This is a genomic window from Pseudoalteromonas maris (genome assembly GCF_049257235.1).
Classification (GTDB): Bacteria; Pseudomonadota; Gammaproteobacteria; order Enterobacterales; family Alteromonadaceae; genus Pseudoalteromonas.
The window spans coordinates 151,071-169,333 of record NZ_JBMMUF010000003.1 but is presented as its reverse complement, the minus strand read 5'-3'; the positions used below and the strand labels follow the sequence as shown (position 1 = coordinate 169,333).

Annotated in this window: 19 protein-coding genes and 1 riboswitch; of the genes, 12 read left to right on the top strand and 7 right to left on the bottom strand. The window is 46.6% G+C overall.

Annotated features, from left to right (window positions below; translation table 11 throughout):
- Positions 1 to 50: 50 nt before the first annotated feature.
- From zapB to AAEU32_RS05675, 3 genes are all read left to right on the top strand, one after another.
- Positions 51 to 272 carry a cell division protein ZapB gene (gene zapB, locus AAEU32_RS05685; RefSeq protein WP_421969561.1) on the top strand — a complete coding sequence of 74 codons (222 nt, stop codon included), beginning with the start codon at positions 51 to 53 and terminating at the stop codon, positions 270 to 272.
- Positions 272 to 562 carry a cell division protein ZapA gene (locus AAEU32_RS05680; protein ID WP_421969560.1) on the top strand — a complete coding sequence of 97 codons (291 nt, stop codon included), beginning with the start codon at positions 272 to 274 and terminating at the stop codon, positions 560 to 562. The genes zapB and AAEU32_RS05680 overlap by 1 nt, the downstream gene beginning before the upstream one ends.
- 61 nt (positions 563 to 623) lie before the next feature.
- Entirely contained in the window at positions 624 to 1,616 is a 993-nt protein-coding gene (locus AAEU32_RS05675; protein WP_421969559.1) for an MBL fold metallo-hydrolase, read from the top strand.
- 70 nt (positions 1,617 to 1,686) lie between these two features.
- Here AAEU32_RS05675 and AAEU32_RS05670 read toward each other — a convergent pair whose 3' ends face one another.
- The gene (locus tag AAEU32_RS05670; protein WP_421969558.1) at positions 1,687 to 4,464 is read right to left on the bottom strand and encodes a S9 family peptidase; all 2,778 of its coding nucleotides are present in this window, start codon (positions 4,462 to 4,464) and stop codon (positions 1,687 to 1,689) included.
- A gap of 158 nt (positions 4,465 to 4,622) precedes the next feature.
- Between AAEU32_RS05670 and AAEU32_RS05665 the strand changes: the two genes are divergently transcribed.
- The 7 genes from AAEU32_RS05665 to AAEU32_RS05635 all read left to right on the top strand — a co-directional run bounded on the left by AAEU32_RS05665 (position 4,623) and on the right by AAEU32_RS05635 (position 11,617).
- The gene (locus tag AAEU32_RS05665) at positions 4,623 to 5,066 is read left to right on the top strand and encodes a YaiI/YqxD family protein (RefSeq protein ID WP_421969557.1); all 444 of its coding nucleotides are present in this window, start codon (positions 4,623 to 4,625) and stop codon (positions 5,064 to 5,066) included.
- Between the two features lie 23 nt (positions 5,067 to 5,089).
- Positions 5,090 to 5,204, top strand: a riboswitch (TPP riboswitch).
- 127 nt (positions 5,205 to 5,331) lie between these two features.
- Positions 5,332 to 7,284: a phosphomethylpyrimidine synthase ThiC gene (gene thiC / locus AAEU32_RS05660; RefSeq protein ID WP_421969556.1), complete on the top strand. Its 1,953-nt coding sequence runs from the start codon at positions 5,332 to 5,334 to the stop codon at positions 7,282 to 7,284.
- Positions 7,281 to 8,291, top strand: a complete 1,011-nt coding sequence (locus tag AAEU32_RS05655; RefSeq protein WP_421969555.1) for an FAD-dependent oxidoreductase — start codon at positions 7,281 to 7,283, stop codon at positions 8,289 to 8,291. The genes thiC and AAEU32_RS05655 overlap by 4 nt, the downstream gene beginning before the upstream one ends.
- Positions 8,292 to 8,300: 9 nt before the next feature.
- A complete protein-coding gene (gene thiS / locus AAEU32_RS05650; RefSeq protein ID WP_421969554.1) occupies positions 8,301 to 8,501 on the top strand; it encodes a sulfur carrier protein ThiS in 201 nt (66 codons plus the stop codon).
- On the top strand, positions 8,502 to 9,293 hold the full coding sequence (locus tag AAEU32_RS05645; RefSeq protein WP_421969553.1) for a thiazole synthase: 792 nt from the start codon (positions 8,502 to 8,504) through the stop codon (positions 9,291 to 9,293).
- A gap of 7 nt (positions 9,294 to 9,300) precedes the next feature.
- Positions 9,301 to 10,839, top strand: a complete 1,539-nt coding sequence (thiE, locus tag AAEU32_RS05640; protein ID WP_421969552.1) for a thiamine phosphate synthase — start codon at positions 9,301 to 9,303, stop codon at positions 10,837 to 10,839.
- Positions 10,832 to 11,617: a HesA/MoeB/ThiF family protein gene (locus AAEU32_RS05635; protein WP_421969551.1), complete on the top strand. Its 786-nt coding sequence runs from the start codon at positions 10,832 to 10,834 to the stop codon at positions 11,615 to 11,617. Before thiE ends, AAEU32_RS05635 begins: the two co-directional genes overlap by 8 nt.
- 44 nt (positions 11,618 to 11,661) lie before the next feature.
- Here AAEU32_RS05635 and AAEU32_RS05630 read toward each other — a convergent pair whose 3' ends face one another.
- Entirely contained in the window at positions 11,662 to 12,585 is a 924-nt protein-coding gene (locus AAEU32_RS05630) for a manganese-dependent inorganic pyrophosphatase (RefSeq protein ID WP_421969550.1), read from the bottom strand.
- A gap of 125 nt (positions 12,586 to 12,710) precedes the next feature.
- Between AAEU32_RS05630 and AAEU32_RS05625 the strand changes: the two genes are divergently transcribed.
- Together AAEU32_RS05625 and mutM are read left to right on the top strand one after the other, a co-directional pair.
- Positions 12,711 to 13,190, top strand: a complete 480-nt coding sequence (locus AAEU32_RS05625) for a hypothetical protein (RefSeq protein ID WP_421969549.1) — start codon at positions 12,711 to 12,713, stop codon at positions 13,188 to 13,190.
- A gap of 3 nt (positions 13,191 to 13,193) precedes the next feature.
- Positions 13,194 to 14,003 carry a bifunctional DNA-formamidopyrimidine glycosylase/DNA-(apurinic or apyrimidinic site) lyase gene (gene mutM / locus AAEU32_RS05620; protein ID WP_421969548.1) on the top strand — a complete coding sequence of 270 codons (810 nt, stop codon included), beginning with the start codon at positions 13,194 to 13,196 and terminating at the stop codon, positions 14,001 to 14,003.
- A 6-nt stretch (positions 14,004 to 14,009) separates the two neighbouring features.
- On the opposite strand, the gene AAEU32_RS05615 is transcribed toward mutM, so the two are convergent.
- From AAEU32_RS05615 to AAEU32_RS05595, 5 genes are all read right to left on the bottom strand, one after another.
- Positions 14,010 to 14,540 (bottom strand): GAF domain-containing protein, encoded by a 531-nt coding sequence (locus tag AAEU32_RS05615; protein WP_421969547.1) that lies wholly within the window; start codon positions 14,538 to 14,540, stop codon positions 14,010 to 14,012.
- Between the two features lie 57 nt (positions 14,541 to 14,597).
- Positions 14,598 to 15,089: a DUF3299 domain-containing protein gene (locus AAEU32_RS05610; RefSeq protein WP_421969546.1), complete on the bottom strand. Its 492-nt coding sequence runs from the start codon at positions 15,087 to 15,089 to the stop codon at positions 14,598 to 14,600.
- A 7-nt stretch (positions 15,090 to 15,096) separates the two neighbouring features.
- The gene (locus tag AAEU32_RS05605; RefSeq protein WP_421969545.1) at positions 15,097 to 16,347 is read right to left on the bottom strand and encodes an ABC transporter permease; all 1,251 of its coding nucleotides are present in this window, start codon (positions 16,345 to 16,347) and stop codon (positions 15,097 to 15,099) included.
- On the bottom strand, positions 16,344 to 17,033 hold the full coding sequence (locus AAEU32_RS05600) for an ABC transporter ATP-binding protein (protein ID WP_421969544.1): 690 nt from the start codon (positions 17,031 to 17,033) through the stop codon (positions 16,344 to 16,346). The genes AAEU32_RS05605 and AAEU32_RS05600 overlap by 4 nt, the downstream gene beginning before the upstream one ends.
- An 82-nt stretch (positions 17,034 to 17,115) precedes the next feature.
- Positions 17,116 to 18,192, bottom strand: a complete 1,077-nt coding sequence (locus tag AAEU32_RS05595) for a CDP-glycerol glycerophosphotransferase family protein (protein ID WP_421969543.1) — start codon at positions 18,190 to 18,192, stop codon at positions 17,116 to 17,118.
- Positions 18,193 to 18,263 lie beyond the last annotated feature (71 nt).

Below are 18,263 nucleotides of genomic sequence, written 5' to 3'. Positions count from 1 at the left end.
ATATTGCTTTACATTTGCATACTCTAATCAACAGTTTAAAGAGCGCATTTATGAATCAAGAAACCCTTTCCCAACTCGAACAACTGGTCGATAACCTGATTGCACGCAATGCACAGTTGAGCCAAGAGATCACGACTTTGCGAGAGCACAATGCGAAGCTTCAAGATGAAAATGAAACCTTGCAGCTAGAAGTGCTTGAGAGTGAAGAACAGCAAAAAGAAACAAGCACAACACTCAGCTCCTTACTTGAGAAATTACAAGCGGCAAGTTAATGAGCGACAAAGGGCACAGCGTCAAAGTTAATCTGCTTGGCAGAGAGCATCAATTTGCTTGCCCGCAAGGACAGGAGCAGGCACTGCTCGCTGCTGCCGAAAATTTGAATGCTAATGTTGAGCAAATGCGCGCGCGCTCAGCAATTCGTAATGATGAAAAAGCGCTGCTGATGGCTGCGTTGAATTTATCCCATGAGTTGCTAGAAGCCAAAGCGCAATTACAGCAGCAATATATGCAGCATAGCGCGCTATGCGATAAGCTCGAAGCTGCGTTAAAACAGGATGAATAAACAAAAAAGGCGCCTCAGAGCGCCTTTGTTTTTTAATACAATCAACAATAAGGTGCATATTATGCGTAACTACCTTATCGCAATCGCTCTAGCTGCTGTAACCACAGCTGCCGGGGCGCAACAAACATGGCAGTCGGTGAGTGAGCATGTGACCTTTGTTCAACAAAGTGAAAAGCTACGCTTTTATGATTCAAACCAAGCGCTTATTCAAGGCCAGCAGTGTGCGTTATTAGTCGATGCCCCAGGAGAGTTTGCACAAACACAGGCGTTTATCGATGTACTCAAGGACAAGCTCACCGCACCTTTGTGTTACCTATTAGTGTCTCATGCGCATGATGACCATTTACTTGGTTTAGCTATGGTGCAACAGCATTTTCCTGACGCACAATTGATTGTGCATACGCATCTCGGTGAGGCCTTTCATCGTGCCCATCAGCAGCTTAACGAGCGACTTGATGGCTTTGCTAAAAGCATTGCCTTAAGTGAGCAACGCATGGCGCAGTTGCCAGAAGATGAGCAAGGGCAATGGCAAGAAAAAATTACCCGCGCGAAAGCAAGGTTAGCGAATTGGCAAGATTTGTCCTTCAAAGAACCGAAGCATATTGTAGGTTCCACCGAATCTTTCGATTTAGGTGGGGTAGCGGTGCAAGTCCAGCCACTGTCAGCGCACACAGAGGGTGACTTAGTGGTATTGGTAGAAACAGATAAAGTGCTCGTGGGTGCCGATATTGTTGATATGTTACCTTACCCCGGTGAAGGTAACTTTGCCTCATGGATAAGTGCGCTACAAACGTTCTCGGCATTACCTTTAGAGGCTATTTTGCCTGGGCACGGGGCGCTCATGAATAAAACGCAGCTTGCACAACCCTCACAGTGGCTCAAAGCCATACAAACCCATGTACAAGAAAACCCGGATAGTGACCTTGCGAGCTTAGTAGGAAGTTTCCCAAAACAGTTTGAGCCCACAGAAGAGGGCTTGCAAAAGCGGGCCTACGCCATGTTTCTAGAAGCAGGAATTAAGCGGGCGATGCACATACAGCGTGAAGCCAATTAATTACCGAGTTGAATGAAAAAGGCAAACCAGTTGATTTGCCTTTTTGTTGTTGGAGCCTTGCTAAGAGCACCTACTCCTCTTCAAAAGCAACGCCCTCTGTCATCCATGCTGGTGCAGGCTTACCTTTGAGATGATGGTCAAAGTACTGCATCATGCGAATTGAGAAGTCCACTTGATTCGGGAACTTCTTAAGGTGGTGTGGTTCACCTTCATACTCAAGGAAGATCACATCTTTACCGGCACGGCGAAGTGCTAGGTAATATTGAATACCTTCTTGCCAAGGCACAGCACCGTCATCGTTACCAAACATGATCATGATTGGCGTATTTACTTTATCAGCAAAAAATACCGGTGAGTTTTCAATATATAATTCGGGGGCATCGTACAGCGTTTTGCCAATACGGCTTTGTCCAGTTTCATACTGGAATTGACGCGCTAATCCTGATTTCAAGCGAATACCGCTGTACGCCGAAGTCATGTTAGACACCGGCGCGCCTGAAACCACGGCTTTAAACATATCCGTTTGGGTCACCATAAAGGCACTCTGATAGCCCGCCCAAGAGTGACCTTGTAAACCAATTGCATCTGGGTCGGCAACACCCGTATCAATGAGTGCTTGAGCTGCATTAATCATGGTTTGCGTTGATGAAGGACCCGGGCGACCAATTTCAAAACGAATGTCAGGCAAGAATACGGCGTAGCCATTTGATGTGAACATTGGGAAGTTCGGACGATGATTGAGTTCCATACGTGGGAAGTCAAAGCGACGCTGACTCATATAGCGATAGAAATAAATAACCACCGGTACTTGCTCGCCTTCAACATAGCCATCAGGTTTGATTAAAACACCCTGTAAATCTTCACCGTCAAAGCCTTTGTAGCTGACTAACTCAGGCTTTTGGCCCCATTTGAAAGTGCTAATTTGCGGGTTTAAGTTAGTGACTTTTTTCGCATCACTCAGGCGCTCATTCGCCACCCAATAGTCTGGGAACTGCGAATAGCTTTGCTCAGTGAACAGATACGTTTGCGAATCTTTCGCTTTTTTTACTAGGTCAAAACGGGCGTCGCCATCGCGTAGCATTGTCAACGAGGCATCAGCAAGTTTCAGCTCAGCGATGCCTGTTTGCTTGTTCTGTAGGTCAAACACACGCAACACAAGTGCTTCATCCGCGCTAAAGCCTACTTTTTTGTCATCTAGGTTGATGACGCGGTACTGTTTGTTGCTCGCTTCGCCAGATGTTAGCGCTTTTGCCTCACCTGTTGTTACGTCAAACGCCCAAATATCATGCTTAGAATTAATTAAAACGTGAGAGCCATCTTCATACCAGCCCGCTACGCCATAACTGCCAATCGGTGACGGGTAGTCATGTTTATCGTCAGCGAACACCGCATTAATGGCTTTACTCAGTGGCGTGACTTTATTGCTACCTAAGTCCTTAAGTTGCCAAACGCCATCATCAAAGAACACCGCATGTTCTCCTGTTGGCGCAACACTTGGGCGGTGAGGGTGCTCGGCAACAATCAGCGTACGCTCACCAGTTTGAACGTTAACGCTGTAGTAGTCGCTGTAAAACCCTTTGTAGGTAATTTGTTGCAGATAGGGTTGGCTGTTGTAGCCAAGTAAGTGCGTCGCTTCTGTGTTTAAACGCAGCTCGGGCATATTGGCATCGGCTAGTTGCACTACCTCGTCACCATTTAGGTGGTACACAGCTTGGTAATGGCGATATTTATTTTGCTCGTTCCATGTCACTTCTGCGCGAGGTTTAATTTCGTCATCTTTGTGGTGCCATAGGTTCATTTGGGCCTGAGCCATGATGGTGTCGTAGTCGCGAAGTGACTTTTCGTCTTTGTATTTGAGCTCTTTTAGCTTTTTATCAAGACTAGGGCGGGCTGTGAAGAACAGACGCTCACCATCTTCTGACCACGTTAATTGACCTTTTTTACCCGCTTGCCATTGGCTATCAATACCGCGCAATACATTGTTTTTTGCATCGAATAACATAGTGCGATAGTTGCGGCGGCGAGTGTCATCATTCACGTAATTACCGGTGTTGAAGGCAACAAGTTCTTGAGTTGGATGCCAATCAATAGCGCTAAGCGTCACCCCAGGTTCGTCAATTAAGGTGGCACTTTCAAGGCTACTGAGCGTGACTAAGCCAACTTTGTTTTCGCTGCCATCAGCACTGATTGTATTAAATAATAGCGATGCACTTGCGTGGCTAATGGCATATTCAAGCACAGATTCAAACGTGCTTTTTTCGCCCGTAGTTAAGTCTACGAGGTGTAAGTCGAATGCCGTGTCTTTTTTGTCAGCTTTGATCTGTGCCTTTTTGTCATCTTTGGACTCTTTGTCGGCATCGTCATCATTGTCAGCCTTTTTAGCCTCAACGTCATGACGGTATGCTAACCAGCGACCATCGTCCGAAAGTTGGTAATCTTTTACTTCAGTGAAAACGCGTTGTTCACCGCTTTGGGTGCTAACCAGTACTAAGTTATTTTTAAGCTTTTTTTTGGCTTTTTTGTCTGCAGTTTCACTTTCAAGCAAAGAAGGTACTTGAATAAATGCAGCCCATTGACTGTTTTTATTGAGCTGCGCTTTAGTACCGCGCTCAACAGTGCTAATGAGGGTGTTGGTTTCTAGGTTGTAAAGTACACCTTCGGCGTCACCGCGATAGGGGGTGGCACTCAATACTAAGAACTTGCCCTGTTCACCTAAAACTGTAGATTTAGGGTATTTGAAGTCGAAAACATCACTAAATTGTAGCGATTGTTTGTCGGTATTGGCGTGTGCGAGTGGGCTTATGGATGCCACAATCGCTGCGCTCAGTAGTGTTAATGCTGGTTTCATAACGCTGATCCCTAGTTATTTTTTCACCATTGTATGCGTTTAAATATCGCGCGCGAGTAAACGCGATAAATCACGCTTACCTGCGATGAATGGCGAAAGCTTTTTTATTTGTGGTGATGACGCGTATACTCACCTTTTGCATAAAATTGAAGAGCGTTATGACCATTTGGGTTGATGCCGACGCCTGTCCAGTGGCGATTCGAGAGATCATCTGTCGCGCAGCACTAAGAACCAAAACGAAAACTGTATTCGTTGCTAATCAGTATATTCGCTTACCAGCGTCTGAGTTTTTGCGCATGCAACAAGTCATGCAAGGTTTTGATGTAGCTGATAATGAAATAGTTAAACAAGTGCAAAGTGGCGAGCTGGTGATCACCAGTGACATTCCTTTAGCTTCAGAAGTGATTGATAAAGGGGCGCTTGCTTTGAATACACGCGGTGAGTTGTATACCAAGGAAAATATAAAATCCCGTTTGAATATGCGGGACTTTATGGACACCTTGCGCAGCAGTGGCATTCAAACCGGTGGGCAGGCACCGTTAAGCGCACAAGATAAACAACAATTTGCGAATCACCTCGACCGTTGGCTTGCACAACGCTAATCATCTAGGCTAGACTGCTCGGCGAATACTTGTCGGAGTGCCCAAAGCAATTCATTGCTAGCGGGCTGAGATCGCATTTGCGGGATCCGTTAACCTGATCAGGCTCATACCTGCGTAGGGAACAAGCTAGCCTCGGCACGCTTGTGCCTTTTGGCACAAACTAAGCCCAGCCTCAGCGGCGCATACGCGCACGGACCATAGGCAACTACTCAATGTAGTGCCGCCTCCAGACAAGACACACTCAACAAACTTAGTGAGCAATGTCATGTCAAATAGCAATAAACTTAATCGTCGCCAAAATCGTGAAGCGGCGTCGGACTATATATACAACTTAACCGGTCAACCCTTTCCTAACTCCCATAAAGTGTATGTTGAAGGCTCGCGGTGTGGCGTGCGTGTAGGTATGCGAGAAATCACGTTGGGCGATAGCTTAGTCGGTGGCAGTGCAGACAATCCTGTGTTTGAAAAAAATGCGCCAATTCGAGTGTATGATACCTCCGGCCCATATACAGACCCTGACTTTGAACTCGATGTTCGTAAAGGTTTACCGCCGCTTCGCCAAAAGTGGGTGGAGCAACGCGAAGACACCGAGCTGTTGCCTAATCAAAGCTCACAGTTCGCACAGCAGCGCATGGCCGATGAGGGCTTAGATCATATCCGCTTTGAGCACCTACCCAAGGTGCGCCGTGCAAAAACGGGCAAAAATGTTACGCAGATGCATTATGCCCGCCAAGGTATTATCACCCCCGAGATGGAATACATTGCGATTCGCGAGAATATGGGGCGCGCACAACTGTGCGAGCAACTGCGCCAAGAGCAACATGTGGGTCATTCTTTTGGTGCCAGCATCCCAGAGTTTATTACCCCTGAGTTTGTACGCGATGAAGTGGCGCGCGGACGTGCTGTGATCCCCAATAATATAAATCATCCAGAATCTGAACCGATGATTATTGGCCGTAACTTTTTAGTGAAAGTTAACGCTAATATTGGCAACTCATCGGTGACATCTTCTATCGAAGAAGAGGTAGAAAAAACAGTGTGGGCAACCCGTTGGGGGGCTGACACCATCATGGATTTATCAACGGGGCGCTACATCCATGAGACCCGTGAGTGGGTCATACGTAACTCGCCAGTCCCTGTTGGCACCGTGCCCATATACCAAGCATTAGAAAAGGTTAATGGCGTTGCACAAGACCTTACTTGGGAGCTGTTTCGCGATACCTTGATTGAACAAGCCGAGCAAGGAGTAGATTATTTTACTATCCACGCAGGTGTGTTGCTGCGTTATGTGCCGATGACTGCCAAGCGCGTCACGGGCATCGTGTCTCGGGGTGGTTCAATCATGGCGAAATGGTGTTTAGCCCATCACAAAGAAAACTTCCTCTATACCCATTTTGAAGAAATTTGCGAAATCCTTAAACAATATGATGTGTGCTTTTCATTAGGTGACGGCTTGCGTCCAGGGTCTATTGCTGATGCCAATGATGAAGCTCAGTTTAGTGAGCTGCGCACCCTAGGTGAATTAACAAAAATAGCGTGGCAGCACGATGTTCAGGTCTTTATAGAAGGGCCGGGTCATGTGCCGATGCATATGATCAAGGCGAACATGGATGAGCAGTTAGCCCATTGTGGCGAGGCGCCTTTTTATACTCTTGGGCCGTTAACTACCGATATTGCACCGGGGTACGACCATTTCACCTCTGGCATAGGCGCTGCACAGATAGCGTGGTACGGCTGCGCCATGCTCTGTTATGTGACCCCAAAAGAACACTTGGGGTTGCCCAATAAGGAAGACGTAAAAGAGGGATTAATCACGTATAAAATAGCCGCACATGCCGCGGATTTAGCCAAAGGCCATCCTGGCGCTCAAGAGCGTGATAATGCATTGTCAAAAGCACGATTTGAATTCCGTTGGCATGATCAGTTCAACCTTGGTTTAGACCCAGAGCGCGCGCGAGAATACCATGACCAAACCTTGCCGCAAGAATCAGGTAAGGTTGCGCATTTTTGTTCTATGTGCGGACCGAAGTTCTGCTCAATGAAGATCACCCAAGAGGTGCGTGATTACGCCAAAGATCTTGAGCAAAAGGGCATTGACTCACGCACTCTAGACGAAGAAATCAGTGTGCGTATGGTTGATGTTGAGTCGCAGATGCAAGCAAAGTCTGCCGAATTCAAAGCCTCAGGCAGCGAGCTTTATCATAAGGCTCATGAATGAAGGAAAAAGTAGCGATAGTAGGCTTTGGTGTGTGCGGTCGGGTGGCCGCATTGATGTTGGCTAAGCATTATGACGTTCATGTTTTTGAGTGTGATGACCGCTTTACTAAAGCAAGCGCGGGATACGTCGCAGCAGCGATGCTGGCCCCTTTAGCAGAGTCAGTTCACGCCAGCACGCACGTAGTGGACTTAGGCACGGAGTCTTTGGATCTTTGGCCTAAACTATTGGCGCAGCTAGAGACAGAGGTGTTTTTCCAACGGGCAGGCACTTTAGTTGTCGCCCATGCGCAGGACCAAGGGGCGATGGCACACTTTAGGCAACACCTAAAGCCGCTTGAAAACATTGAACATAAACCTCGCAATATAGACCATGCTGCGTTAGTGCAGTTAGAGCCGCAGTTATCAGTGCGATTTACACATGCACTGCACCTGCCAAATGAGGGGCAACTGGATAACCTAGGCTTTTATCAGCACAGCTATGCCACCTTAAAGAAAAGGGGCGCGCACTTTCACTTTGACCAGCAGATTTGTCCTCATAAGCTTGATAACGGGCTCTTTAATACCGTCGTTGATTGTCGCGGGTTGGGAGCTAAGCATGACATCAAACTTAGAGGTGTACGCGGCGAGGTGGCGCGAGTAATAGCACCAGAGGTGCACCTGACGCGACCAGTGCGGCTTATGCATCCTCGTTACCCCATTTATATCGCGCCAAAACCGCATAACCGCTTCGTTATTGGTGCAACTGAAATCGAATCGGACGATCTGCGGCCAACATCGGTACGCAGCGCTTTGGAGCTGCTCTCTGCTGCCTACTCAGTACATAGTGGCTTTGCCGAAGCGCACATCGAAGCGCTACAAGTTGGGCTGCGTCCAGCGACCTTAGATCATGAACCATATATTAGTAAGCAAGGGAATGTTATTAGCATCAATGGCTTATATCGTCATGGTTTTATGATTGCTCCTGCGCTCGTCAAGCAGGCTTTAGCGCATATGAACCTGAGTATGTAACGGGTAATAATGATGAAAATTTATATTAACGACCAAGAATTTGAAGTCCAAGAAGCAATCAGTGTGATACAAGCCACCGAGCTTTACGGTGCAAAAGCGCCCTTTGCATTAGCACTTAATGGTCAGTTTATCGCGCAGCAAGCGCACGCAACAACGCAACTTAAAGCAGGGGATAGCATCGATATTCTATCGCCTATTCAAGGTGGTTAAATGACAGATAATCTAACGATATATGGCCAGCAATTTACGAGTCGTTTGTTGATTGGCTCTGCGCTTTATCCGTCGCCCAAATGTATGTCTGAGGCTATTAAGGCCAGTGCAAGTGAAATTGTCACCGTTTCTTTGCGAAGGCAAAACACCATGGCGGCGGGGGATGACTTTTGGCAACTGATCAAAGATACGGGCTTAACGGTACTGCCCAACACAGCTGGTTGCCACAGTGTGCAAGAAGTAATGACGCTGGCGCATATGTGCCGCGAGGTGTTTGCGACCGATTGGATTAAGTTGGAGTTAATTGGTGATGATTACAACTTACAACCCGACCCAATTGCTCTGCTGGATGCTGCGGAGCAGTTGTTGTCGCAAGGGTTCAAAGTACTGCCTTATTGCACGGACGACTTAGTCATTTGCCAGCGTTTGGTTAATTTAGGCTGCGAAGTCATCATGCCTTGGGCAGCACCGATTGGCACCGGCAAGGGGATCTTGAACCCTTATGCCATACACAGTATTCGTGAACGCTTAGCCGATGTCACCTTAATCATTGATGCAGGCTTAGGTCTGCCTTCCCACGCGTGTCAGGCTATGGAAATGGGCGTGGATGCGGTGTTGCTCAATAGTGCAATTGCCGGTGCTAATGATCCTGTGTTGATGGCGAAAGCTTTTGCTCATGCAACCTTAGCTGGCAGGCAAAGCTATCTGGCAGGAGCAATGGCAGAAAAATCTACGGCTGTGCCTTCAACGCCAACCCTAGGTATGCCAGTATGGCACCAGTTTAATGAGTGAGACGAGTATGAGTGAAGTAGTGTGGACCATAGCTGGCTCTGATAGCGGCGGTGGTGCGGGTATTCAGGCAGATTTACATACTATGCGCAGCTTTGATGTGCATGGCTGCAGTGCCATTACGGCGCTGACAGCGCAAAATAGTGTGGGTGTGGAAGCCATCAATACGGTGTCTTTAACGGTTTTGGAGTCACAGTTGCAAGCTTTGGCAAACGACTTAGCGCCGCAAGCAATAAAAATTGGCATGTTAGCAAATGTGCAGCAAATTCAATTGGTAGCAGAGCATTTAGACTACTATCGACAAAAATGGCCAGCGCCACCTGTCATCGTTTACGACCCTGTAGCGATTGCTAGTAGCGGCGACAGTTTAATTGAAGAAGATGCCCAGAGTGACATCGTTGATGCGATTAAAACTCACCTTCTACCGCTGGTGGATGTGATCACCCCAAATGTCCATGAAACACAAATGCTTACGGGCGTTTATCTGATTGGTCCGAGTGCTATGCAAGATGCTGCGCAGAAATTGCAACAATGGGGAGTTAATAGCGTCATAATCAAAGGGGGTCATTGGGATTACCCACAGGGCTATTGTGTTGATTATTGTAGCCATAGTGATGAGCATTACTGGTTAGGTAATGAAAAGGTGCCGACGTCGCATAGCCATGGCAGCGGTTGTACCTTGTCCTCAGCAATAGCAGCGTGTTTAGCCAAGGGATACCCGCTCAAAGATGCGTTCATTTTGGCTAAAGCATACGTTAATGCAGGCTTGAAAGTTGCGCAGCGTTTTGGCGAAGGCGTAGGTCCTGTTGCACACACCCAATTCCCCTGTATTTTGGATGATTTTCCTCAGGTCATCGAGAGCGGAAGTTGGCTCGGTGATGCACTCGATTTTGATTGTGACCCAGACTTTAATTACGCTGCAGGTTTTGCTCCATGCCCTGAAAAACTTGGCTTATATGCCGTGGTTGATTCTGTTGATTGGGTTGAGTTGTGCTTGAAAAACGGCATTAAAACAGTGCAACTGCGCATAAAAGATGCGGATACTGCCAATCTTGAAGACGACATAAAGCAGGCCATTGAACTAGGTCGCCAGCACGATGCTCAGGTATTTATAAACGACCACTGGCAGTTGGCGCTAAAGCATGGTGCCTATGGGGTGCATTTAGGGCAAGAAGATTTACACCTTGCCAATCTCAAAGCAATTCAGGATGCACAGATGCGCTTAGGGCTTTCTACTCATGGTTTTTACGAGATGCTACGCGCGCATAATTATCGCCCAAGTTATATGGCTTTTGGTGCTATCTACCCAACCACCACAAAGGATATGACAGGGCAAATTCAAGGTGTGGAAAAACTCAATCGCTTTGTTGCATTAATGCATGAACATTACCCAACAGTCGCTATTGGTGGTATTGACTTAACGCGTCTACCTGAGGTGTTAAAAACGAGAGTGGGAGCTGTGGCTGTGGTTCGCGCCATTACTCACGCGTCAGAGCCGGTGGATGCTATTGCTCAATTACACACATTGATGGCACAACACCGTGAATGAGAAACCACAACAAGGAGGTGAGCTGAGCGCGAAAGAGCAAATAAGGTATGCTCGGCAAATTATGCTGGACGATGTGGGCATGGATGGTCAGCAGCGACTCAAGCAGGCTCATATTTTGGTGATAGGGTGCGGAGGATTAGGTAGCCCAGCGCTGATGTATTTGGCGAGTTCCGGAGTGGGGCAGATCACCCTAATGGATAATGATGTGGTTGAGCTGTCAAACTTGCAGCGGCAAATCATGTTTAAGATAAACCATTTAGGTCAGGCCAAAGCCAAGGCAGCGGCGAAAGTGCTGGCGAGCTTAAACAATGAAATTGTGATTAATGCTATTAGCCAAAAAGCGGATGAGAATAATCTAGCTCCCTATATTGAATGTGCCGATATTGTTCTGGATTGCACCGATAACTTTGCGACCCGTTACATGATTAACCGTATTTGTCATCGTCTTAGTACACCACTTATCAGCGCAGCCGCAACAGGCTATCAAGGTCATGTTGTGAGCTTTGACTTTCGACAGCCACATTCCCCTTGCTATGAGTGCTTGTTTCCAGAGCGCAGCGATAACCCCGTTGATAACTGTGCAAACTTAGGAGTCATTGCTCCGCTTTTGGGGGTAATGGGGTCGCAGCAGGCATTGTTAGCAATCAGGTTATTACAGGGGGAGGCGCAATCAGCTGTGGTGCACAGCTTCGACGCTAGAACGCTGTCTCAAAAGCACTTAGGTTTAACAAAGAACGCTGATTGTTCGTGCAGCAGGCAACAAAAAGCCGAGCTGTAAGGGCTCGGCTTTTTCGTATTTCTCATAATAACAGAGGCGGTTAATTAACCCGCAAATGCGTCTTGTAGAGGCGGTACTACTTGCTTCTTACGGCTTAGTACGCCATCAAGCCATACTTTAGAGTCAGTGATTTGCTCGCCGTATGCTTTAGTTACAATGCCTTCATCGTCAGAAGCGATCAGCATCTGTGACCCTTCTTTCATGATGTCAGTTAAAAGCAGAAGCACGCTGTGACGGTTGCCTTCTTCTTTTAGCTTGGCGATATCTGCTTCTAAGTCTGCTTTGATGTCATCGAATACAGATAGGTCGATAACTTCAAGCTGGCCGATACCTACAAGGTTACCGTTCATGTTGAAATCTTTGAAATCACGCATCACAAGGTCGCGTACCGGCGTGCCTTCTACTGCTGATTTCACTTTGAACATGTCCATACCCAACTCTTTCGGGTCGTCAATGCCTGCAATTTCAGCCAGTGCTTCAACACACTTGATATCAGCCGTTGTACACGTCGGTGACTTGAAGATTACGGTATCGCTTAGAATTGCACACATCATCAAACCAGCGATGTTTTTTGGGATCTCTACATTGTAGAAGTCATACATCATCTTGATGATGGTGTTCGAACAGCCAACAGGGCGGATCCAACACTCAAGCGGGGTTGATGTAGTTAGGTCGCCTAATTTGTGATGGTCAACAACACCGACAACAGTTGCTTGGTCAATGTCATCAGGAGCTTGGGTTTTTTCAGTATGGTCAACGATATATACGTCTTCACCCGCATAGCTCATTTTCAGCTCAGGAGCTTCAAAGCCAAAGCGATCTAGAATGAACTGTGTTTCAGGTGATACTTCACCTAAGCGTGTTGGGATCGCTTGTTCACCGATTTGGTTTTTTAAATATGCTAGTGCGATAGCACCGCAGATAGAATCAGAATCAGGGATCTTGTGCCCTACTACGTACATTGCCATTGTGACTCTCCTAAAAATTTGCCGCTATTGTAAAATATTTAACCGCTAGAAGGTAGCTGCAAATGGGCTGCGTGGCTGGGACTTTTTGGTTACACTGAAGTTTGGACTTAAAACAAGGTTAAACAATGACGGCAATTAATCTATCCCGCAAAGCATGGAATAACATTATCATCTTTGCCATGTTGATTATGATCTTTTTATTCAATGGGTTGCATCATAAACTCAGTGGTGATGATGAGCCATTAGGTCCTCAACCCATATTGCCAGAGCAAAGTTATATCTTAGCGCTTGAATATCCGGGAGTACGGATTGAGCGTATCGGCACCAGCTGGCGTATACAAGCAGAAGAAGAGTTTGTGGATGACAGCACCCAGTTAGAACCGGTGATTTTGGCGTGGCAAAATATGCAGGCAGAGCTTGGTGTGAAAACGGCGGCATCACCGATGTTGGTCGCGACCTTAAGTCTTGCCGGTGAACCTCAGCCATGGGTCTATGTGTTGTATCCAGACGGGCAGCAGTACCAACTGTTCGATCGCCAACAACAACGTTGGTTGGTGCTCAGCAAAGAGCAAGCTCAACAATTATTCATGCAATTAGAAGGTTAAGTCATGCCTGAACTTCCTGAAGTCGAAGTTAGCCGTTTAGGTATTGCCCCACATATTGAAGGGCGAAAGATTACAAAAGTAAGCATTCACCAACCCCAGTTGCGTTGGCCTGTAAGTGAGCAAGTCTATTCGTTGGCGGGTAAAGAAATCGAGTCGGTTACCCGACGCGCAAAGTATTTACTGCTGCACACTGACGAAGGCGCAGTGATTTTGCACTTGGGTATGTCTGGTCATTTACGTGTGGTTGATATCAAAGAGCCTCTAAAAAAGCATGACCATGTGGTATTCGAGTTTGATAATGGCTTGAGTTTAAGGCTCAATGATTCACGTCGTTTCGGTGCGTGCTTATGGCAAGAGCTTGATACTATGCATACGGTGTTTGCCAAGCTAGGACCTGAGCCACTCACCGAAGAATTTGATGCGAGCTGGTTGTACGCCAAATCACGCAATAAAAAGCAGCCTATCAAGCAGTTCATCATGGACAATCACGTTGTAGTTGGTGTGGGTAATATTTACGCTAATGAATCATTGTTTAAAGCGGGTATTCACCCTAAACGTGAGGCCGGAAAAGTGAGTTTAGCGCGTTATCAAAAGCTTACGCCTATCATCAAAGAGACTTTAGCGGCAGCAATTGAGCAAGGTGGTACAACGTTGAAGGACTTTGCGCAAAGTGATGGTAAGCCTGGCTATTTTGCTCAGCAACTGCTGGTCTACGGCCGCAAGGGGCAAGCTTGTGTGAGTTGCGATACTGAGCTGAAGGAAATTCGCTTGGGAGGGCGTAGCACGGTGTATTGTACGCAGTGCCAGAAGTAACACGCCCTAATCCAAATTCATGGCAATAAGCGAAGCTAAGGCAAACAAATGCATGGCTTCGTCTTGGCTAAAACTGGCATCGGTACGTGCGACATTGAGGGTGCCGACACATTTGTCACGATAAATCATCGGCGCATCCATACAGCTACTCAAACCACCTTCATACAGCATGCGGCAATCTTGATATGACTCAATGGCGAGGTCGTGACACAGCATTAGCTTTTTATGTGCAAACACCTGTCCGACCATGGTGAAGTCAATCGGTAGTGGAACATTGCGTGGAATTGCTTGGTTTCCCTCTACCGCATACAAGCTTAAATACCCTTCTTGAGCGGGCACAGTAATACTTGCTCTTTCAAAGGCCATTAACCTTGGTAGCCAACTTGATGCAACAGATAGCACTTCTTTTGATGAATGAGCTTGAGACAAAGACATCACAAAGCGTGGCGATACACCCACTAACTTATCTTGGTACTCAAGAAAGTCTTTGGCTTCGAGTGACCACATGTTCTCGGTATCATTGCTAATTAACGACACGTTGCAATACTCATTTTACCTCAAGTGGGTATGGTTCTAATTAAATATCAAATCGCATTAAAGCTCAAATGGTGCGACACCTATTCCTGCTAGTCGATAACCTGTTTTAGCAATATCACCGCTCCAACCTTCGGTGCTCATTACGCCAGTGACAACGATGGCGTCGTAGAGGCTCTCAATGGGTACGCCATCTTTGATAGTTACATGAACAATTTGGTTTGGCGGCGGCGGAGGCACATGAATACAGGCGCCAAAGTAAGGCACTAATAAGAACTCTGTGATGACTTCACTGTCACCTTCTAATGGCACCACAAAGCCAGGCAAACTAACGGTTTTACCATTGTATTTTTGTACCACTGGTGCATCTAAATCAGGTTGCACCCAGTTTTTATCAGCACCTTCGTGTGATGATGCCGAATTGCGAGTATCAACCACCACATGCCCTTCGGGCACGAGATCTTCCCAAAAGATTTCTACGGGCTCATTAGCCCATGAGAATAGGCTGAAGCAGGTGAACAGTACTGCGATAACACTTGAAAAAACGTTCATAATAATCCTAGGTTTTAATGCTCATCCCATCGTGTAGGGAATAAAAATAGGCACGGATTGCTGGCAGTAATCCAACTAGCCAGCCAGCGGTTATGATACCTGTGGCGAGCAGGAGTTCATAGTAAGACAACAAAGTTAAGTGAATGCTTACACCGCTATAGGCTTGCAGCAGTGGTTGTGCGATGACTAACAGCAGGTAGCTCATCACGACCCCGATAACAGTTCCAGAAAAACTGATGAGCAAGGACTCTAAACTCATTAAGGAGAAAATATGCCATGGTTTGGCGCCAACTGAGCGCAAAATGGCAAGCTCCCTGCGCCTTTGTGACAGGTTGGCTAGTAAAGTAGTTAACATCCCTAACAAGCTCACGGTTAATACAGCCCCTGAAAAGAGCAATAATAACTTTTCAATAATGCTCAACATGCCCCAAAGCTCGCGTAAAGTGACACCAGGCATAATCGCCATTAACGCTTCCGCTTTGTAGTTGTTAATATTACGGCGTATTTGCAGGGTATAGAGTGGGCTGTCGAAACCAAGCAAAAAAGCGCTGATCTGGGTTGGTTCGCCAATAAGATCAACCTCTTCATCATGATGGTGTTCATGATGTGCATGGTCACTTTTACCTTGGTGCATCTGTTCTATGGCAATCAAGGGCACGTGGAGTGTTTTATCAACGGGTGTGCCTGTCGGCGTTAATATGCCAACAATAACCAATGGGTTTTCGTCATGATGGTGGAAACTGGTATTGCCCATACCATGGGCGACTATGATTTCATCACCTAGCGTGTAGCCCAGCGTATTAGCCACATCTGAACCAATGACCACTTCATTTTCATGGCTAAAAGCATGACCTTCTTTGAAGCCAAGAGACTGCTTTTTAGCGTATTTAAAGTGCTCGAAGTAGCTTAAGTCTGTACCCAGTACCGCAAAGCCTTTGTGTGCATCACCCAGAGAAAGGGGAATTGCCCATTTCACACCCTTTTTATTACTAATGTCCTGATAACTTTGCCAGCTTACACCATTGTTCATGTGGCCGATGCGAAATACCGAGGAAAGCAGCAGTTGGATATCTCCAGTGCGAGCGCCAACGATAAGATCAGTCCCCGATACTGTCGCAGCAAAGCTTTCCTTGGCTTGAACGCGCACACGCTCAATAGTGAGCAGCAGCATCACACTAATGGCTATGGTGATAAGACTTAAAAGTACACTGGCCTTTCGATTGAGTAAGCTTTTACTGGCAAGTTTTAATAAAATCATGCACTTGCTCCTTGCAGTTCATCAAGGTGCACAATGCGTGAAAACAATGGCGCAAGGCTATGCTCATGGCTAACAAACACAACGGTCGCTCCAGTTTTGTCGGTTTGCGCAAATAGCAGTTCAATAAACGCTTTGCGGTTTGCTTCGTCCAGAGCCGATGTCGGCTCATCGGCAATAATTATTTCTGGATCACCAATCACTGCGCGTGCTGCAGCAACTCGTTGTTGCTGTCCGATGCTCAGGGTGTTTACTGCTTGATGATGGTGCGCTTGTTCAAGACCCAGTTGCAATAACAGCTCAGAGGCAGTGCGTTCTAGAGAATTGCCGTTGGCAATTGCGCGTTGTTTGCGTACTTTTGAGAATTGGCATGCCAATGTCACATTATCTATTGGGCTTAAGTAGGGAAGCAGGTTGAAACTTTGAAAAATGTAGCCAATGTGATCAGCTCTGAACTGATCGCGCTCAGAGCTAGAGAGTTGATTGATGTTAGTGCCATTAAGGGTGATGCTTCCGTGCTGTGGTATTTGAATTCCCGCGAGCAAGGATAATAACGTCGATTTCCCTGAACCACTTGGACCATGAAGAAACAAGTGCTCACCTTTATTGACGTGTAACGTATCGATGTTGACTGTCGGCGCGCAATGAGCACCTTGCCAAGAGAACCACAACTTATCAATTTCAATCATGACTTTCACACGAAAATGACATCAGTACAGTGACTTTATCACAGCACTGACGTGCCTTCAGCCCATTGCGATTAGTAGCCTGTTAAAAGCGCCAGTATCCCAATTTCTTGCGCATTTTAAACTGACGAATGAGATTGAGTGGTTTGCGCTTGAGTTCTTTCCCATCTGAATCAATCAGATCGTTGGTTGCAGCTAACACGCGTTCACTCGAGCATCCATCTTGGTAGGGGTGCAGCTGCTCACAAAATGCTTCAATTTCTTGCATTAATGATGCAGGTCGACTCAGGGCATGGTCGATGGCTGCTGCAACGTCTTGGGCTTCGGTCACATTAAGTAAATGAGGCCCCGGCGCTTGGTTGTTGAAGGTCACAACTGGACGGCGAAGCAACAAAAACATCAGCAGTATTGATGATGTATCACACAGCATGACATCAGCTGCTTGCAACAAAGGAATGACATTATCAGTCTCAACAAAAGTGAGCGTATCGTTTTGCATTGCTTTGTACTGCGCCACGATGTCATCAGCCATTTTGGGATGAAATTGGACCAAAATACGATAATTACCACTGTCTCTGAGCGCTTTTACTGTCTCGACTAATCGTGGTGCTAGTGAGAGACGTTTAGAGAAAGTAGAGCACACGAGTAAGGTTGGCCGATGATCAGTTGAGGATATGTATGGGTTTGCCTCGTAATTGGAAAATAACGTATCCAACATAGTCCAACCTGTTTCACGAACGCGAAAAAATCCCATTTCTTTTGCTTGCTCAGCAAATGGCCCAGTAGTGTTAGGGCCTTGGGTGCAGTACAAATCAAAGCAGCCACGAATTGTGAAGTGATCATTTTTTCCACGACTATTTAATTTCCCAGCATCGAAGCCATGAAACACAGCGACCTTTTTACCAGGGAAAAAAGTAGGCAGAATGTTAGCAGGAGCAAACGTTGCGTGTGGCGACCAAGCTCTTATCTCATCAATGCTATGCAATTGTTGCTCATCGCTTGCCAAAAACTCAGGATTAACTTCGCTCCCCTCCAAAAACCATTTTACCTCGCCACCGTGAGCGCGAATTTGTTTTTGCAGTGGACGCAATATCGCATAGGAGTAATTCTGCGATATGTACATCAAATAACGTTTGCCCTGAGTTGATTTAGTTAAGTCCACAATTGAAGCTCTACCCTTGTCTCTTATGTGCGATAGTGTACCGTAATATTTGTCATGAGCGACAGTGGCAA

Bases quoted from the DNA above. Each gene is read 5' to 3' on its own strand.
- zapB (WP_421969561.1), top strand. From the start codon at position 51: ATGAATCAAGAAACCCTTTCCCAACTCGAACAACTGGTCGATAACCTG.
- AAEU32_RS05680 (WP_421969560.1), top strand. From the start codon at position 272: ATGAGCGACAAAGGGCACAGCGTCAAAGTTAATCTGCTTGGCAGAGAG.
- AAEU32_RS05675 (WP_421969559.1), top strand. From the start codon at position 624: ATGCGTAACTACCTTATCGCAATCGCTCTAGCTGCTGTAACCACAGCT.
- AAEU32_RS05670 (WP_421969558.1), bottom strand. From the start codon at position 4,464: ATGAAACCAGCATTAACACTACTGAGCGCAGCGATTGTGGCATCCATA.
- AAEU32_RS05665 (WP_421969557.1), top strand. From the start codon at position 4,623: ATGACCATTTGGGTTGATGCCGACGCCTGTCCAGTGGCGATTCGAGAG.
- thiC (WP_421969556.1), top strand. From the start codon at position 5,332: ATGTCAAATAGCAATAAACTTAATCGTCGCCAAAATCGTGAAGCGGCG.
- AAEU32_RS05655 (WP_421969555.1), top strand. From the start codon at position 7,281: ATGAAGGAAAAAGTAGCGATAGTAGGCTTTGGTGTGTGCGGTCGGGTG.
- thiS (WP_421969554.1), top strand. From the start codon at position 8,301: ATGATGAAAATTTATATTAACGACCAAGAATTTGAAGTCCAAGAAGCA.
- AAEU32_RS05645 (WP_421969553.1), top strand. From the start codon at position 8,502: ATGACAGATAATCTAACGATATATGGCCAGCAATTTACGAGTCGTTTG.
- thiE (WP_421969552.1), top strand. From the start codon at position 9,301: ATGAGTGAAGTAGTGTGGACCATAGCTGGCTCTGATAGCGGCGGTGGT.
- AAEU32_RS05630 (WP_421969550.1), bottom strand. From the start codon at position 12,585: ATGGCAATGTACGTAGTAGGGCACAAGATCCCTGATTCTGATTCTATC.
- AAEU32_RS05625 (WP_421969549.1), top strand. From the start codon at position 12,711: ATGACGGCAATTAATCTATCCCGCAAAGCATGGAATAACATTATCATC.
- mutM (WP_421969548.1), top strand. From the start codon at position 13,194: ATGCCTGAACTTCCTGAAGTCGAAGTTAGCCGTTTAGGTATTGCCCCA.
- AAEU32_RS05610 (WP_421969546.1), bottom strand. From the start codon at position 15,089: ATGAACGTTTTTTCAAGTGTTATCGCAGTACTGTTCACCTGCTTCAGC.
- AAEU32_RS05605 (WP_421969545.1), bottom strand. From the start codon at position 16,347: ATGATTTTATTAAAACTTGCCAGTAAAAGCTTACTCAATCGAAAGGCC.
- AAEU32_RS05600 (WP_421969544.1), bottom strand. From the start codon at position 17,033: ATGATTGAAATTGATAAGTTGTGGTTCTCTTGGCAAGGTGCTCATTGC.